The organism is Paenibacillus sp. JL3B1040, from assembly GCF_057063165.1.
Window position 1 is genome coordinate 707,751 of sequence record NZ_CM169317.1, and the last position, 15,520, is coordinate 723,270.

The 15,520-nt window shown below is 57.8% G+C and carries 15 protein-coding genes; 9 read left to right on the plus strand and 6 right to left on the minus strand.

The genetic code is table 11. The features are described from left to right. Positions 1-338: 338 nt before the first annotated feature. The 7 genes from qoxA to ACZF99_RS03055 all read left to right on the plus strand — a co-directional run bounded on the left by qoxA (position 339) and on the right by ACZF99_RS03055 (position 7,727). Positions 339-1,292: a cytochrome aa3 quinol oxidase subunit II gene (gene qoxA, locus ACZF99_RS03025; protein ID WP_483608944.1), complete on the plus strand. Its 954-nt coding sequence runs from the start codon at positions 339-341 to the stop codon at positions 1,290-1,292. A 23-nt stretch (positions 1,293-1,315) separates the two neighbouring features. Then, a complete protein-coding gene (gene qoxB / locus ACZF99_RS03030; protein ID WP_483608946.1) occupies positions 1,316-3,289 on the plus strand; it encodes a cytochrome aa3 quinol oxidase subunit I in 1,974 nt (657 codons plus the stop codon). Continuing rightward, a complete protein-coding gene (gene qoxC / locus ACZF99_RS03035; RefSeq protein ID WP_483608948.1) occupies positions 3,286-3,882 on the plus strand; it encodes a cytochrome aa3 quinol oxidase subunit III in 597 nt (198 codons plus the stop codon). The genes qoxB and qoxC overlap by 4 nt, the downstream gene beginning before the upstream one ends. A gap of 1 nt (position 3,883) precedes the next feature. Further along, a complete protein-coding gene (gene qoxD, locus ACZF99_RS03040) occupies positions 3,884-4,168 on the plus strand; it encodes a cytochrome aa3 quinol oxidase subunit IV (protein WP_483608950.1) in 285 nt (94 codons plus the stop codon). 507 nt (positions 4,169-4,675) lie between these two features. Then, positions 4,676-5,050, plus strand: coding sequence for a metal-sensitive transcriptional regulator (locus ACZF99_RS03045; protein ID WP_483608952.1), 375 nt, complete (start codon positions 4,676-4,678; stop codon positions 5,048-5,050). Between the two features lie 72 nt (positions 5,051-5,122). Further along, positions 5,123-5,323, plus strand: coding sequence for a copper ion binding protein (locus ACZF99_RS03050; RefSeq protein ID WP_483608954.1), 201 nt, complete (start codon positions 5,123-5,125; stop codon positions 5,321-5,323). Between the two features lie 169 nt (positions 5,324-5,492). After that, positions 5,493-7,727: a heavy metal translocating P-type ATPase gene (locus ACZF99_RS03055; RefSeq protein WP_483608956.1), complete on the plus strand. Its 2,235-nt coding sequence runs from the start codon at positions 5,493-5,495 to the stop codon at positions 7,725-7,727. Between the two features lie 80 nt (positions 7,728-7,807). On the opposite strand, the gene ACZF99_RS03060 is transcribed toward ACZF99_RS03055, so the two are convergent. From ACZF99_RS03060 to ACZF99_RS03080, 5 genes are all read right to left on the minus strand, one after another. Then, positions 7,808-8,425 carry a hypothetical protein gene (locus tag ACZF99_RS03060; RefSeq protein ID WP_483608958.1) on the minus strand — a complete coding sequence of 206 codons (618 nt, stop codon included), beginning with the start codon at positions 8,423-8,425 and terminating at the stop codon, positions 7,808-7,810. Further along, the gene (locus tag ACZF99_RS03065) at positions 8,412-8,606 is read right to left on the minus strand and encodes a type II toxin-antitoxin system antitoxin (RefSeq protein ID WP_483608960.1); all 195 of its coding nucleotides are present in this window, start codon (positions 8,604-8,606) and stop codon (positions 8,412-8,414) included. The genes ACZF99_RS03060 and ACZF99_RS03065 overlap by 14 nt, the downstream gene beginning before the upstream one ends. Positions 8,607-8,625: 19 nt before the next feature. Further along, positions 8,626-9,477, minus strand: coding sequence for an SPFH domain-containing protein (locus tag ACZF99_RS03070; RefSeq protein WP_483612501.1), 852 nt, complete (start codon positions 9,475-9,477; stop codon positions 8,626-8,628). A gap of 1,173 nt (positions 9,478-10,650) precedes the next feature. Beyond that, positions 10,651-11,292 carry a hypothetical protein gene (locus ACZF99_RS03075; protein ID WP_483608962.1) on the minus strand — a complete coding sequence of 214 codons (642 nt, stop codon included), beginning with the start codon at positions 11,290-11,292 and terminating at the stop codon, positions 10,651-10,653. A 70-nt stretch (positions 11,293-11,362) separates the two neighbouring features. Next, positions 11,363-12,811 (minus strand): aminotransferase-like domain-containing protein, encoded by a 1,449-nt coding sequence (locus tag ACZF99_RS03080; protein ID WP_483608964.1) that lies wholly within the window; start codon positions 12,809-12,811, stop codon positions 11,363-11,365. 165 nt (positions 12,812-12,976) lie between these two features. On the opposite strand from ACZF99_RS03080, the gene ACZF99_RS03085 reads away from it, so the two are divergent. Then, positions 12,977-13,594, plus strand: a complete 618-nt coding sequence (locus ACZF99_RS03085; protein WP_483608966.1) for a LysE/ArgO family amino acid transporter — start codon at positions 12,977-12,979, stop codon at positions 13,592-13,594. Between the two features lie 126 nt (positions 13,595-13,720). Beyond that, on the plus strand, positions 13,721-14,464 hold the full coding sequence (gene nfsA, locus ACZF99_RS03090; protein WP_483612503.1) for an oxygen-insensitive NADPH nitroreductase: 744 nt from the start codon (positions 13,721-13,723) through the stop codon (positions 14,462-14,464). Between the two features lie 86 nt (positions 14,465-14,550). Here the strand turns inward: nfsA and ACZF99_RS03095 are convergent, their stop codons facing one another. Beyond that, positions 14,551-15,375, minus strand: coding sequence for a TatD family hydrolase (locus tag ACZF99_RS03095; RefSeq protein ID WP_483612505.1), 825 nt, complete (start codon positions 15,373-15,375; stop codon positions 14,551-14,553). Positions 15,376-15,520: the final 145 nt, after the last annotated feature.

Genomic DNA, 15,520 nt, shown 5'->3' on the forward strand with positions numbered 1-15,520 from the left:
TGTCAACAACTATTTAATAAAAAGTGAACAAAATCACAAAATATAAGATTTAATATGACAATTCTGCGAACTATAGTGGAGAAGAACTGCATTGTGAACAATTATCAAAATCGCTGAATTTGGCGCAAAATGACCGTAAATCGCCTGTAATCAACTTTTTGCGTTGTGTAAAGGATAAAAGTCACACTTAACAATTCTAATTATTTACATATATTACAATCTCTATGAATTGTTATTCAATCCCCCCTTTCCTAACATAAAGGTAGCTGATCGAACGAAGCCATCCCCCGTCGTATGCGAGATGGCGTTCACAATGAAGAAAGGGGTATCGGTATCCTATGAAAAGGAAAGGGTTGCTTTTGGCTTTATTTTCAGCCCTTCTTGTCCTCCTGACCGGCTGCAACCAGTTAACGGTGTTGAATCCGAAAGGTCCGGTGGCCAAGACCCAATCGCAAGTCATCATTTTCTCTATTATTACGATGGCGTTCATTTTGCTGGTCGTTTACACGCTGTACATTTACATGTTAACGAAATATCGAGCTTCCAAAGCGGCTCCGGATTACGAACCGCCGCATGTGGAAGGAAATAAATGGCTGGAAATTACCTGGATTACGATCCCGGTCATTATCGTGGCCGTTTTGTCGGTCGTGACGGTGCGCAGCACGTCGGCCGTGGAAAAGGTGCCCGAAGGTTACGAAGACCAAAAACCGCTCGTGATTTATGCTTCCTCGTCCAACTGGAAATGGCATTTCAGCTACCCGGAAGAAGGCATCGAAACCGTGAACTACGTGAACATCCCGACGCATCGTCCGGTCGAGTTCCGGCTGTATTCGTTTGGTCCGATTACGAGCTTCTGGATCCCGCAGCTGGCCGGCCAGAAATATGCGATGAGCGACATGGTTAACACGCTCCACATCGTTGCCGAGCATGAGGGCTCGTATATGGGCAAGAACTCCAACTTCTCGGGCGAAGGCTTCGCGCATATGGAATTCGAAGCGCTGGCGATGTCGCCGTCCGAATACGACAAATGGGTGAAGGAAGTGAAGGAAACGGCTTCCGAACTGACCGAAGCGGATTTCGACAAATTGCTGGAGACGGCTCACGTCGGCCGCCAAACGTATGCTTCGACCCATCTGGCTTTCCGGCCTGCACCGGAAGGGGAGAATGCCGGTCATCACCATGGCGGCGAGAGCGGAACCGAGGAAATGAACCATTCCGAAATGGATCACTCCACGATGGATCATTCCGACATGGACATGACGGAAACTAACGAACACGAGGCGCATAACTAATCAACGGGAAGGGAGTACCTGACATGAAATGGGACGAATTTTTCGTCACGGGGGAGCCGATGATTTACGGCGCGATGGTCAGTATCGTTGTCGCATCGCTGGCGATTGTCATCGGACTAACCTATTTTAAAAAATGGGGCTGGCTGTGGCGCGAATGGTTAACGACCGTCGATCACAAGCGGATCGGCATCATGTACATTATCGCCGCGCTGCTGATGCTGTTCCGCGGCGGCGTGGATGCGCTGCTTATGCGGGCCCAGCTCGCGGTACCGGAGAACGGATTGCTGGACGCGCAGCATTACAACGAAATTTTTACGACGCACGGGGTCATTATGATCCTGTTTATGGCGATGCCGTTTATCATCGGTTTGATGAACGTGGTCATTCCGCTGCAAATTGGCGCGCGCGACGTCGCGTTTCCGCGCCTGAACGCCGTCAGCTTCTGGCTGTTCTTCGCCGGCGCGATGCTGTTTAACATCTCCTTCGTCATCGGGGGTTCCCCGGATGCCGGATGGACCGCGTATTTCCCGCTGGCCAGCATCGAATTCAGCCCGACGGTAGGCAACAACTACTACTCGATCGCGATCCAGATCGCGGGGATCGGGACGCTGATGACGTCGGTCAACTTCCTGGTGACGATTTTGAAAATGCGCGCACCGGGCATGAAGCTAATGAAGATGCCGATGTTTACTTGGTCGGTGCTCATCACCAACGTCATTATCCTGTTCGCGTTCCCGGTATTGACCGTGGCGCTGGCGCTGATGATGTTCGACCGGCTGTTCGGCACGCAGTTCTTTACGATGGCCAACGGCGGGATGGATATGCTCTGGGCCAACCTGTTCTGGGTATGGGGCCATCCGGAGGTTTACATCGTCATTTTGCCGGCCTTTGGGATTTACAGCGAAGTCATTTCGACCTTCTCGCGCAAGAACCTGTACGGTTATAAATCCATGGTATGGAGTATGATCATCATTTCGCTGCTGTCGTTTGTCGTATGGGCGCACCACTTCTATACGATGGGACACGGCGTGATGGTGAACGGGATCTTCTCGATTACGACGATGGCGATTGCCGTTCCGACCGGGGTCAAAATCTTCAACTGGCTGTTTACGCTGCAAAAAGGGCGAATCGAATTTACAACGCCGATGCTGTACTCCCTCGCCTTTATTCCGATCTTTACGATCGGCGGGGTGACCGGGGTCATGCTGGCGATGGCGAGCGCCGACTATCAATACCATAATACGATGTTCCTGGTCGCGCACTTCCACTACGTGCTGATTCCGGGGACGGTCTTCGCGGTGATCGCCGGGTTCTACTACTGGTTCCCGAAACTGTTTGGCTTCCGGCTTAACGAACGCCAGGGCAAACTGGCCTTCTGGATTATCGCAATTAGCTTCAACGTCACGTTCTTGCCGCTGTTCTTCCTCGGTTTGAAGGGGATGACGCGGCGGATGTACACTTATTCGGAAAGTACGGGCTTCGGTCCGCTGAACCTGATCGCTTCGATCGGGGCGGTCGGTCTCGCCATCGGGTTTATCGTTCTGGTTTACAACATTTACTGGAGCTTCCGCTATGCGGAGCGGGATAAAACCGGCGACCCTTGGAATGCGCGTACACTGGAGTGGAGCACGCATTCTCCGGTTCCGGAATACAACTTTGCGGTCGTACCGAAAGTCGATTCGCTGGATCCGTTCTGGGAAGCGAAGAAAAGCGGCAAATCGCTGTTTACGGACAGAATCGAAGAGATTCATATGCCGAACAACAGCGGCCAACCGTTTATTCTGGGCATGATTTTCTTATTCTTCGGATTCTTTATGGTCTTTAGCTGGTGGGTTCCGGCGATTATCGCCGGCCTGGGGATTATCGTCATGCTGGCGGTACGTTCGTTCGAACGCGACCGCGGCCGGCATATTCCGGTCAATGATATCCTCAAAACCGAGCGGGCTTTGGCCAATCGGATAGACACGGATGCAGGATTGCGGGGTGAACACGCATGAAGGTAGATCATACATTGCCTTTGGAGTATCAAACGGAAGAGAACAGTAACCGGGTCCTCGGGTTCTGGCTGTTCCTGGGCGCGGAAATCGTGCTCTTCGCCACGTTGTTTGCGGTTTATCTGACCTTGTGGAACCGGACCGGTAACGGGCCAAGCGGCGCGGAAATTTTTGAAATCGGACCGGTTCTGGGCGAAACGTTCCTGCTGCTGACCAGCAGCTTTACCTGCGGGCTGGCGGTGCACAGCATGCGCTTGGGGCTGAGAAAACCGTTTATGGCTTTCTTCGCCATCACGCTGCTGCTGGGCCTTGGGTTCCTCGGCATCGAAATTATGGAGTTCGTTACGTATGTGCAAGAAGGCGCAACGATGCAGACGAGCGCATTCCTGTCGAGCTTGTTCGTCCTGCTCGGCACGCACGGAGCTCACGTAACGCTGGGTCTGCTGTGGGGCAGCGGGCTGATGATTCAGGTGAAACGCGAAGGATTCACGCATGATACGGCGAACAAATCGTTTATTTTCTCGCTGTACTGGCACTTCCTGGACGTCGTCTGGATCTTCATCTTCAGCTTTGTATACTTGAAAGGACTGATGTGACATGAAAAAACTGTTCCCGATTCAGCACGTCATGGGATATGTGTTCTCACTGATCCTTTCTGCCGTAGCGCTGTCGGTGGTTTTCTGGGATATGTCGTTCGGCGTCGGCATGACGATCCTGCTGGTTTGCGCGGCGGTACAGATGTCGGTGCAGCTGTTCCTGTTCATGCACATCGGCGAGAACCGCAGCAGAGGCGCGTTGTATGCCAACCTCGTATACGCCTTGTTCGTCGGGCTGGTGACCGTGTTCGGTACCTTGTTGACGATGATTTGGGGTTATCAATAAAAGCCCGAGCGTCCGATTCGAAAAAAGAAACCCGTTGTCACGTTTGTTTTGCGTGGCCGCGGGTTTTTTGGCGTTGGCGGGGGATGCTAGGTATACAAGCGTTGATCCCTGTCTGACCGGCAGGGAACCAAGGAGGGCGTCAAGCTGTTATGGATCGATGGGATGGCGCATCTGGATGCTAACGGTTCGCAGAGTCGTAATGATTGGTGGACTGTGGTAGGCTAACGGACCGTAGAGCCGTTATAATACGTTGGCTAGCGCTTACTGGGCGCTGACGGACACCACGGCCGTTAGTTGGCGGATCCTGCGTTGAATTGACGCTTATTCTGCTGAATAAGGGCTTCCAGGTCCGTTAGCGCGGGAAATGAGGCGGGAAATGGCAAATAAGGTCTCTGGTGTCCGTTACGTTTAGGAAAAGTTTATACGAAACCCCTTTACATACCCTATGGGGGTATATTATAATGAGCGTACCACAGCAAACCACGCTGGTTTGGAAAGGAGAGACGGATGGCGAAGGTCGAAGGGCATGTACATGCGACGTCCGCGCACTGCGAGGAGCATGGCGGGCATCACGGCGCAACCGAAACGGAGAAGGGCAAGCCGGTGCGCCACAGTCATCATTCCGAAGCGATGAAGAGCAACCTGACCAGCCGCTTGAACCGGATTGAAGGGCAAATCCGCGGAATCAAAGGGCTGATCGAGAGAGATACTTACTGTGACGATGTGCTGAACCAGATCGCCGCCGTGCAATCCGCGCTGAACAGCGTGGGCCGGCTGCTGCTGGAGGGACACATGAAGAGCTGCGTCATTGAGCGGATTCAAGCGGGTGAGACCGAGGTGCTCGATGAACTGCTGGTCACGGTCAACAAGCTCATGAAATAACGGCGGAACCCCCGGGGGGTACGCTGCAAGATTCAAAAGCCATCATAAATTCATTTATGGGAGGAATTCGCCATGCAAAATATTACGTTAAACGTGGAAGGCATGTCCTGCAATCATTGCGTGAAGTCGGTGGAAGGAGCGGTCGCCGGGTTTGGCGCAACGGGCAAAGTCGATCTGGCCGCGAAAAAGGTGGATGTGACTTTCGACGAAACGAAAGTGACGGTAGAACAAATCAAGGAAGCGATCGAGGATCAAGGCTACGATGTCGTCTGATCCGGTGCGGTGTCGGAGGTTCGAGGCCTGCGGCATCGCCGGGTCTCCGATCCCGCGATAAATCGCGGTTACCGGGAGAACCGGACCCGGGCGATGAGGGTTGCGCTCGTCCGCAATATACCCCCGCAGGGTATTTAAATTCTGTGGATTTTGAGATGGAGGAATCGTTATGGATAAAGCATTGCCGATCGGCAGCGCGGACCGCGATCAAACAACGCTGCAAATTACCGGAATGACTTGCGCCGCCTGCGCGGCCCGGATCGAGAAGGGATTAAACCGGCTGCCCGGCGTGGAGCAGGCTAACGTCAATCTGGCGCTGGAAACCGCCCAAGTGCGGTATGAGGCGGGGGCCGTCTCGTTGGAGCAGATCATCGATAAGGTGAGCCAGTTGGGCTACGGCGCGGTGTTGAAGCCGTCCGAGCAGGAGTCCGAGGATATCCGCTCGCGGGAAATCCGCAAGCAGAGAAATAAGCTGGTTGTCTCGGCGCTGCTCGCGTTCCCGCTGCTATGGGCAATGGCCGGACACTTCTCCTTCACCGCCTGGATCTGGACGCCGGAGATGTTCATGAACCCATGGTTCCAGCTCGCACTGGCAACGCCGGTGCAATTCATCATCGGGCGCGGGTTTTACGTCGGAGCATACAAAGCGCTGCGCAGCCGCAGCGCCAACATGGACGTATTGGTTGCGCTCGGGACGTCGGCGGCGTATTTTTACAGCCTGTATCTGAGCTTGGAGTCTTTATCGATGCCTCACGGGCATACCCCCCCACTGTATTATGAGACGAGCTCAATCCTGATTACGCTGATCCTGCTCGGCAAATGGTTCGAGACGTTGGCCAAAGGCCGCTCCTCCCAGGCGATCAAAACGTTGATGGGGCTGCAGGCCAAAACGGCGCTCGTCCTCAAGGACGGCGTTGAGACCGAGGTGCCGATCGAAGCGGTCGTACCGGGTGATGTGTTGATCGTGAAGCCGGGCGAGAAAATTCCGGTCGACGGGTTGGTGGTCGGCGGCGCTTCGTCGGTGGATGAATCGATGCTGACCGGGGAGAGTATCCCGGTGGAGAAGAAGGAAGGTGACACGGTGATCGGCGCGACCGTCAACAAACACGGCGTGCTGCGCGTGCAGGCCGCTAAGGTCGGCAGCGAGACGGCGCTTGCGCAGATCATCCGCGTCGTCGAGGAAGCGCAAGGCTCGAAGGCGCCGATCCAGCGGGTGGCGGACGTGATATCCGGGATTTTCGTCCCGATCGTGGTCGGGATTGCCGTGGTGACGTTCCTGGTATGGTTCTTCTTCGTGGCTCCGGGCAGCTTCGCCGAGGCGCTGGAAAAGGCGATCGCCGTGCTGGTCATCGCGTGCCCTTGCGCGCTGGGGCTGGCGACGCCGACGTCGATTATGGCCGGGTCCGGGCGGGCCGCGGAGTACGGCATTTTGTTTAAGGGCGGCGAGCATCTCGAGGCCGCCCAGGGGCTGCAGGCGATCGTGCTGGATAAGACCGGCACGATCACGCGGGGGCAGCCGGAGCTGCGGGAAGTCGTCCCGGCCGGGGGCTGGGACGACGCGGCATTGCTCCGGCTCGTCGGCGCCGCCGAGCGCGGCTCCGAGCATCCGCTGGCGGATGCTCTGGTGGCCGGGGCGCGGGCGCGCGCCCTGGAGCTGCCCGAGGCGACCGCCTTTGAGGCGGTGCCCGGGCACGGGATTGCGGCGGTCGTGGAGGACCGCCGGGTGCTCGCCGGCACGCGCCGCCTGATGGCGCGTGAAGGCGTCGACGTCGCCGCCGCGGAGGCCGGGATGGCCGCGCTGGAAGCGGCCGGCCAAACCGTGCTGCTCGTGGCGGTGGACGGCGCCTACGCCGGCATGGTCGCCGTGAGCGACACCGTGAAGGAGACGTCCAAGGCCGCGGTGGCGCGGCTGAAGGAGATGGGCCTTCACGTGGTCATGATCACCGGCGACAACGTGCGCACCGCCAAGGCGATCGCCGCCGAGGTTGGGGTCGACGAGGTGCTGGCCGAGGTGCTGCCGGAAGGCAAAGCCGCCGAAGTGAAAAAGCTGCAGGCCCGCGGCCTGAAGACGGCGATGGTGGGCGACGGCATCAACGATGCGCCGGCACTGGCCGTGGCCGACGTAGGCATCGCCATCGGCACGGGCACCGACGTGGCCATGGAGGCCGCCGACGTGACGTTGATGCGCGGCGATCTGCAAGGCGTGCCGGACGCGATCGCCATGAGCAAGCGCACGATGGGCAACATCAAGCAGAACCTGTTCTGGGCGCTCGCTTACAACACGATCGGCATCCCGGTGGCGGCCGCGGGCTTTTTGGCTCCGTGGCTGGCCGGTGCGGCGATGGCGCTCAGCTCGGTCTCGGTCGTGCTGAACGCGCTGCGTCTGCAGCGGGTGAAGCTGTAACAAACCAGTCAAGCCTTCAGGCGCAAGGCTCCGGGCGGATCCCGGCCTTGCACCGTGAAGGCTTGATTTTTGCGTTTGCGTTATCTAGGCGAATGAGCAGGAGAATCGCCGACGATCCCTTGCTCCTCCAAGGCGAGGATCATTTTCTTCATCAGCTCGACGTTTGCCGTAATGGCGGGGACGTCGGGCTTTTTGAACTTCTCGGTACAGGTTAATGTGGCGCGCCCGCTCCTGATCCGTAGTCGGAAATGAACATGGGGATGGAGATCCAGCAGCTCCTCGAGCCCCTCATGCTTCAGCACCGACCGCAGCAGGCTGGGATGGGAGGCCCGGGCCTGAAACCGCTTGTTCATGGCGGAATTCGGAAGCGGCGTATCCCGGAGACCGCCGGCAAACCAGGCCGGGACATGCCGCTTGCTCGAAAATAAAACGAACTCCAGCTTGCGTCGCGGGCGGTAGCTGTACTTGATGGTGATCACGTACGCGTTGCCGGATGAATCGTTGTTCGGGTCGGCGATCGTTACCTCGCAGCTGCCGAAGCTGCGGGGGAGCGGCACGCGCACGTGCTGCCCCTTGTACTTCCAGCTCCGGAACTTTCCGGCGGCGTAAGCTCCACCGGAGGTCTTGGCATACCCCTTCAGGAGAGCCGTCGACTTCGGTTCCCACCATGGCTTACGGACTTCTTTAGTCTGCGTCATGCTTCTCCTCCTCCTTGCCCGGCGCCCGGGGGGAAGGCAATCTTCCCTCGCGGCGCAAAGCTTCTCGCAGCAGGTATTCGATATGCCCATTCACGCTTCGGAATTCGTCCGCCGCCCAGCGTTCCAAAGCCTGATAAAGTGTCGGATCAAGGCGAAGGGGGAAGCTTTTCTTGCTGGCCATCGTGAATGGATGCCCCTAATCAGTACAATGTGCTGGCATTGATGACCGGCTGGGCGGAACGGTCGGATACGACGGCAACGAGCAGGTTGTTGATCATCGCGGCTTTGCGTTCGTCATCCAGCTCGACGACCTGGCCGGCCTGGAGCCGTTCGATGGCCATTTGCACCATGGTGACGGCGCCGTCGACGATTTTCTCGCGAGCCGCAATGATCGCTTCGGCTTGCTGCCGTTGCAGCATGGCGCTGGCGATTTCGGTCGAGTAGGCCAGATGCGTCAGACGCGACTCGATCACCTTCACTCCGGCGATAGCCAGGCGGTTCTGCAGCTCGCCGGTCAGTTCCAGCGCAATCTCTTCCGTATTGGCGCGCAGGGAGAAGCCGGAGTTGTCCAACTGGTCGTACGGATATTTGCTGGCCACATGGCGCAGCGCGGCCTCGCTTTGGATTTCAACGAAGGTTTCGTATTCGTCCACTTCAAACAGCGCTTTGGCAGAGTCGACGACCGAGAAAACAACGACCGTGGCGATTTCGATCGGGTTCCCGTTGACGTCATTGACTTTCAACTTGGCGCTGTTGAAATTGCGAACGCGCAGCGACACTTTCTTGCGCGTCGAAAACGGGATGGCCAGATAGAATCCGCTCTTGCGGATCACGCCGAGATAACGTCCGAAGAAGGTGACGACCGCTGCTTGATTCGGCTGTACGATCGTCAGCCCGGTCAAGAGCACAAAGGCAACGACGAAGGAAAGCGCGCCGCCGATTACAGGGAGGACTTCACCCAGCGTCACCAGGTAAGCCCCCAAACCGATGAATCCCAAAATGAACAGCAAGGCGACAAAGCCGTTCAGGTACGAAATTTCTTTTTCTTTCATCATGAATGACACTCCTTCAATTGCATATTGAATTGATACTGATATGATATCACTTTTGCAATATATTGTAAATAGGTGAATATGGACAAAGTTACATGGGGAGAAAGGGGCAAGAGGCGGCTTGGAGTGGAGCAGGAAGTAAGGGGTTTGAGCAAATGAGGAAGCACAGAGGAGGTGGGAGAGGAAGGGGACCTCGATCTCGGCTAACGGGAGAGAGTGGTAGAGGAATTGAAGCATAAAGGAGATGGGGAGGAGAGGAGCGGCGGGTGACGGGAAGGGAGAGAATGGAGTGGAGGAGCGTCCAGGGGTTGGGGGCAAGTAAGTGAAGTAAGGTTGGCGCATGGGGGAAAGCGAGAGGATGCAGAGAGGCGTAGGCGTTTGAAGAGAGTAATAAGGTACTTGGAGAAGTTGGGTGGGGTGGGGGAGTAGTTGGGTGAGGGGAGCTAACGGTGGTGTCGGTGTGCTGTTGGTGTGCTGTTGGTGTGGTGTTGGTGGGAGAAGGGGACTGGATTGTTGTCTAGTTGATTGTTGAGCGAAAGGGGCTTGAATAGTGGAACTGGAAGGCGAAAATGTTGTAATTTCTACAACATTTCACCCTGGTTTAGGGGCAAAATCATGGAAATGTTGTAAAGTGTACAACATTTTTCGGTCATGACACCTACTTGGGCAAAAAATGTTGTACATAATACAACATTTCTCCCGGGGAGGCGTCAAAACAAAAAAAATGTTGCATAAATTGCAACATTTATAGTGGGATTCGCGGCGGCCCCCCCTCGCGGCAGCACTCCGACACGGTCGCTCATGTCCGATCCGGGCCTGGCAGCACTCCGGCACAGTCGCTCACGCCTGATCCGAGGCCTGGCAGCACTCCGACACGGTCCCTCACGCCCGATCCGAAGCCCGGCAGCACCCGACACGGTCGCTCACGCCCGATCCGAAGCCCGGCAGCACCCGACACGGTCGCTCATGTCCGATCCGAGGCCTGGCAGCACTCCGGCACAGTCCCTCACGCCCGATCGATCCGAAGCCCGGGCCCCGCACTTTCCAACACAGCCGCACACAACTGTCCCGGGGTGGGGGGCGTCTTCGTCACCGTCGTGCCCGTTCGCTGCGCATGTTCGAGTTGGCCCGGCGATGACGCCGCCGGGGGGCGGTTAACTGCTGCTTTGCGCCTCAACTGATCCAGGTCCTCTCCGAACCGGCCAGCTTCCAGGCGCCTTTCTCGAGCTTTAGGGTGATTTTGGCGCCAACAGCGCCAGTGCCGGAGCGGTATTTGGAGCCCTCGATCAAGGCGGAGTCCTCGTTGATCTCGACTTTGTCGATGCGCAGCAGCACGCCCTTCAACGTCAAGTTGTTCTGCCCCGGACTTTCCTCCTCCAGCAGTTGTTCCAGCGTCCGGTCGCGGATTTCGGTGCCGAAGCTTTGCAAATATTCGATGATATACGTTTTGTCGTCTTCCGTAAGCTGAGTCATCTCGCTCAGGTCGACGGCGATATAGTTCATTTCGTGGTTCAGCGCTTCGTCCAGGTTCATGATGGCTTCAAACGTCATGGCATAAAGCTGCCCGGCCGAACCGTTCATGTTCTCGTCCGACGTTTGGGGTTCGTCGTTCCCGTCAGCGTCTTCCTCCTCCGCCCCCGGGTTAGCGCTATCCGTTTCTCCGGTTTCGCCGGGCGGTGGATCTTGCTCCAGAACAGGCTGTTCCGCCGTCGGTTTGTCTCCTTCGCCGCTTGGAGCGCAGGCGGCCGCCATGATCAATACGGATACTGCGGCCAGGCAAACCAGGCAGACTCGCAGCCCCTTTCGCAAAAGCATGTGGACTCCCCCTTCATACCTATAGACGCTATCGAACGATAAATAGTTTCCGGTTTGCCGCTCAACCGTGCTAAACCAAGGAGCGGACAATTTTGCCCAGGCGGGCGATGCCCTCTGCCAATTCTTCAGCCGTGGCATAGGCGTAAGAGAGGCGCAAGTCCCCGTCCGCCTCGCGGTCGTACAGGTGCCCCGGATTGATCAGGAGCCCGGCTTTTAGCGCGGCGTCAAACACTTTGCGAGGGGGAGGCGAGCCGTGAAGCTTCAGCCAGATGTAAAACCCTCCACGCGGCGCTTCCCATTCGGCAATATCGCGAAAATGCCGCGCCAAAGCGTCCAGCGCCGCCTCGCGCCGCAGGCGGAGCGCTGCCCGCAGCCGCTCAAGATAGCTGTCGTACCTGCCGCTCTCCAGCCATTCCGCCGCGACCTGCTGCGAAAGGGCGCTGGAGCCGTAATCGCTTTGCATCTTGATGTCGGCAAGTCGCTCGATGACCGGCTGCGGCCCGGCAACCCAGCCGATGCGCAGCCCGGGGCTCAGCGATTTGGACAGGCTGCCGAGATACAGCACGCTGCCGCTAGCATCACGGGCTTTCAACGGAAGCGGCGGCGGTTCGTCGAGCCATAACTCGCGGTAGACGTCGTCTTCGACGAGGGGCAGGCGGGCCGCCTCGCAGACCTCCAGCAACTGCTGCCGCCGGGTCTCGCTCATGACTGTTCCGGTTGGATTGTGGAAGGTCGGAATGGTATACAGTAACGCGCCGGAATATTGCTTGGCGTACACGGAAACCAGGTCGGCGCGCAGTCCCTCTTCATCCATCGGCACGCCCCGCAGCTTCATGCCGGCGCTCTGAAACACGGGCACCGAATACAGATACGACGGCCGTTCGACCAGCACCGCCTGGCCCCGGTGAAGCAGACCGACGGCAATGAGCTGAAGCGCCTGCAGGGCGCCGGAGACGATCAGCAGCGACGCGGGCGACGCGGCGATGCCCAGCCGGTTCAGCCGGGAAGCAATCGCTTCCCGCAGCCGGAGCTCCCCGTTCGGCTCGCCATAGCCGAGGTTGGGGGCCCGCTCGGCCATCCGGCTAAGAAGCTCGGCCATCTCGTGCTGCGGCAGCAGATCCGGCCCCATCTCACCGGTGCCGAGCCGCAGGATGCCCGGCCGGAACTCGGCCCGGTTGATCTCCTGCACGGCCGGCAGGTTGGGGTGCTGCACGCCCGCGCTGACATATTCGTTCCAGTCCGGCGGCGGGGAGGCAGTCAGCACGCCCCAGGTCCGGTTGATGACGCGGGTGCCGCCGCCCCGGTCGCCTTGAAGCAATCCGGCGGCGACGAGCTCGTCCAGCGCGGCGACGACCGTGCTGCGGTTGACGCCGAAACGAGCGGTCAGCGCCCGTTGGGAGGGGATACGCGTCCCGACCGGCCATTCGCCGCCGGCGATGCGATCGCGCAGATGCTCCATAATCTGGCGATGGAGCGGAATCGGCGAGTTTCGGCTGGGACGCCAAGTCGAAAGGTTCATTACGGGTTGCCCCCCTGTCTGCAGATTGGTGGTTTGACGCGCGAACGGCGTTATTTTCCCTATTATATCGTTTGGTTGGTTTGTGTTCCATCCAAATGGATGGAGCCAAATCGGCGGCGGCCGGGTACAATGAGGTTCGGGATAAAGAGAGGAAGGGGAGAGAGAATGTTAGGTGCAGCGATCCATGGTTTCTTGCTGGCATTTGGCCTGATATTGCCGCTGGGGGTGCAGAACGTGTTTGTGTTTAACCAGGGGGCCGCCGGACGCAGGCTGCGCCGGGCTTTGCCGGCCGTACTGACCGCCGCCGTAGGCGATACGATTTTAATTCTGCTGGCGGTGCTGGGGGTCTCAATATTGATCATGTCCTGGTCCTGGCTGAAAATCGCCCTGTTCGCGGCGGGCGCCGCTTTTATGCTGTACATCGGCTGGACGATCTGGCGGGACGCGACCGCGCCGGCTTCCGCCGGGCCATCGGGGCTGCCTGCCAAGAAGCAGGTGGTGTTCGCTTTGTCGGTGACCTTTTTGAATCCGCATGCGATTCTCGATACGGTAGGGGTCATCGGGACAAGCTCGCTAGGGTACGCGGGCGGTGCGAAATGGGCGTTTGCGACGGCAACGGTCCTGGTGTCGTGGATTTGGTTTTTCGGCTTGGCCCTGGCGGGGAAAACGATCGGCAGCCTGGACCGGGGAGGCGCGCTGCTGCGCCGAATTAACCGGCTGTCCGCTTTGATCGTATGGGGGATGGCGATCTATATGCTGTATACCGGGTTGACCGGCATTTAGCGGCGGGTGTTTGGCCGGGAGCGTTTGGGGATATCTGCGTATGCACTCAAGGGGAGGCGTCTTGCTTCCCGTCGGGGAAAGTTCCATAATGAGACTATCATTATGCAAGGAACAGAGGTGCAGAAGATGAACGAGACGATATCAAAAATGATGGAGCATCGTTCGATTCGCAAATACAGCGCTCGGACGGTAACCAAGGAGCAGGTGGAACAAATCGTGTCCGCCGGACAAATGGCTTCCAGCTCAAGCAATGTGCAGGCCTATAGCGTGGTCGCGGTGACGGATGCGGATCGAAAAGCCAAGCTGGCCGAGCTGTGCGGCCATCAGGCGTATGTGGCGGAGTGTCCCGTATTCCTGGTCTGGTGCGCCGACCTGTCGAGGCTGAAACGGGCAGCGGAACGGCATATTCCGTCGCAACCGACATACGAAGGCACGACGGAAAACTTCATCGTGGCCACGGTCGATACGGCGCTGGCGGCGCAAAATGCCGCGGTGGCCGCGGAATCGCTGGGGCTGGGGATCGTGTATATCGGAGGGATCCGCAATCGAAGCGAGGAAGTAGTGGAATGCCTGGGCCTTCCGCGCCTGGTGTATCCCGTCTTTGGGATGTGTCTCGGATATCCGGATCAGGATCCGGGGCTACGGCCGCGGCTCCCGTTGTCGGCCGTGCTGCACTGGGACAGCTACGACGCCGATGGGCAGGAAGAACAGGTGGCCCAATATGACGTGGTGATGTCGAAGTATCTGCACGACCGGACCGGTGGGGCGAAGGACACGCCTTGGTCCGAGCTGATGGCCGAGAAGCTGGCCCAGCCGGCTCGTTTGCATATGCGCGAATTTTTGGCCCGACAAGGCTTTGCATTGAAATAACGGCAAAAAAAGCTGCCCCGCCCGTGACTGACTAGGGGACAGCTTTTTTTAAATGCGTGCATCTCTTGAGAAGGGCTTGCGGTCGGTCATAGTCCGTAAAACCGCTGTGTGTTCCCATACAGCGCCGAAGCGGCCTCCTCCGGGCTTACGCCCTGAAGATTCGCCCAAGCCATGGCAACGTGACCGATCATCCGCGGGTGGGTGATCTGTCCGGCAAACGGCCCCTCAAACGGCCAGGGCCCGTCGGTTTCGGCCATGACCCGCTCGGGCGGGTAGCGCCGGGCCAATTCCTGGATCTCCGGTTCGTAAACGATGTCCGGCGTAAACGAGATTGCATAACCGCGTTCCGCCATGCGCTGAACCGTCGTTTCCGCTCCTTTGAACCAATGGAAGTGGGCCTTGGCGATGCCGTGGCGCTCCAGCAGGTCGCAGACCAGGTCAGCATCCTCATACACCGCATGCAGAACGACCGGTTTATCGGTCTCCTTGGCCAAAATCAAAAACTTCTCCAGCAAGTCCACATAGGGTTCGAGATCAAAAGGGTTTCCTTGCTCCAGCGCCTCCTGCCTGGCATAATAGGGAAGCCCGACTTCGCCTATCGCTATCATATTCCCGGCATGCCGCTTGATCCAATCAAGCAATCGGTCGATCTCCAGATCTGCGGGGATCGGCTGCTCGGGATGAAATCCGAACGCCGGGCGTACCAAGCCCGGATGGCGCTCCGCCAATGAGCGGTTCAACTTGCAGGAGGCCAGATGCATGGAAACGGCAATCACGGATTCGACTCCGCATCCCGGCAGTTCCTGCAGCAGGCGTTCCCGGGTGACCTCGTCGTAAAGGTCCAGATGAATATGGGCGTCGATCAACGGGATTTGGATTTCCAACGGCAAACCATGAAGAACGCAGGACATCTCACCAGACCCTTTCCAAAAATAGGTTACCAGCATGTCTTAATTATACCGTTTTTTTGTATGCAGATCAGTGAATTTTGCGGATTTTTCACTTTTTTGCCAGGTGGACGCATCCCGCGTCATGCTTTTTTTATTTCAGGCAAAT

Bases quoted from the DNA above. Each gene is read 5' to 3' on its own strand.
- qoxA (WP_483608944.1), top strand. From the start codon at position 339: ATGAAAAGGAAAGGGTTGCTTTTGGCTTTATTTTCAGCCCTTCTTGTC.
- qoxB (WP_483608946.1), top strand. From the start codon at position 1,316: ATGAAATGGGACGAATTTTTCGTCACGGGGGAGCCGATGATTTACGGC.
- qoxC (WP_483608948.1), top strand. From the start codon at position 3,286: ATGAAGGTAGATCATACATTGCCTTTGGAGTATCAAACGGAAGAGAAC.
- qoxD (WP_483608950.1), top strand. From the start codon at position 3,884: ATGAAAAAACTGTTCCCGATTCAGCACGTCATGGGATATGTGTTCTCA.
- ACZF99_RS03045 (WP_483608952.1), top strand. From the start codon at position 4,676: ATGGCGAAGGTCGAAGGGCATGTACATGCGACGTCCGCGCACTGCGAG.
- ACZF99_RS03050 (WP_483608954.1), top strand. From the start codon at position 5,123: ATGCAAAATATTACGTTAAACGTGGAAGGCATGTCCTGCAATCATTGC.
- ACZF99_RS03055 (WP_483608956.1), top strand. From the start codon at position 5,493: ATGGATAAAGCATTGCCGATCGGCAGCGCGGACCGCGATCAAACAACG.
- ACZF99_RS03060 (WP_483608958.1), bottom strand. From the start codon at position 8,425: ATGACGCAGACTAAAGAAGTCCGTAAGCCATGGTGGGAACCGAAGTCG.
- ACZF99_RS03065 (WP_483608960.1), bottom strand. From the start codon at position 8,606: ATGGCCAGCAAGAAAAGCTTCCCCCTTCGCCTTGATCCGACACTTTAT.
- ACZF99_RS03070 (WP_483612501.1), bottom strand. From the start codon at position 9,477: ATGAAAGAAAAAGAAATTTCGTACCTGAACGGCTTTGTCGCCTTGCTG.
- ACZF99_RS03075 (WP_483608962.1), bottom strand. From the start codon at position 11,292: ATGCTTTTGCGAAAGGGGCTGCGAGTCTGCCTGGTTTGCCTGGCCGCA.
- ACZF99_RS03080 (WP_483608964.1), bottom strand. From the start codon at position 12,811: ATGAACCTTTCGACTTGGCGTCCCAGCCGAAACTCGCCGATTCCGCTC.
- ACZF99_RS03085 (WP_483608966.1), top strand. From the start codon at position 12,977: ATGTTAGGTGCAGCGATCCATGGTTTCTTGCTGGCATTTGGCCTGATA.
- nfsA (WP_483612503.1), top strand. From the start codon at position 13,721: ATGAACGAGACGATATCAAAAATGATGGAGCATCGTTCGATTCGCAAA.
- ACZF99_RS03095 (WP_483612505.1), bottom strand. From the start codon at position 15,375: ATGTCCTGCGTTCTTCATGGTTTGCCGTTGGAAATCCAAATCCCGTTG.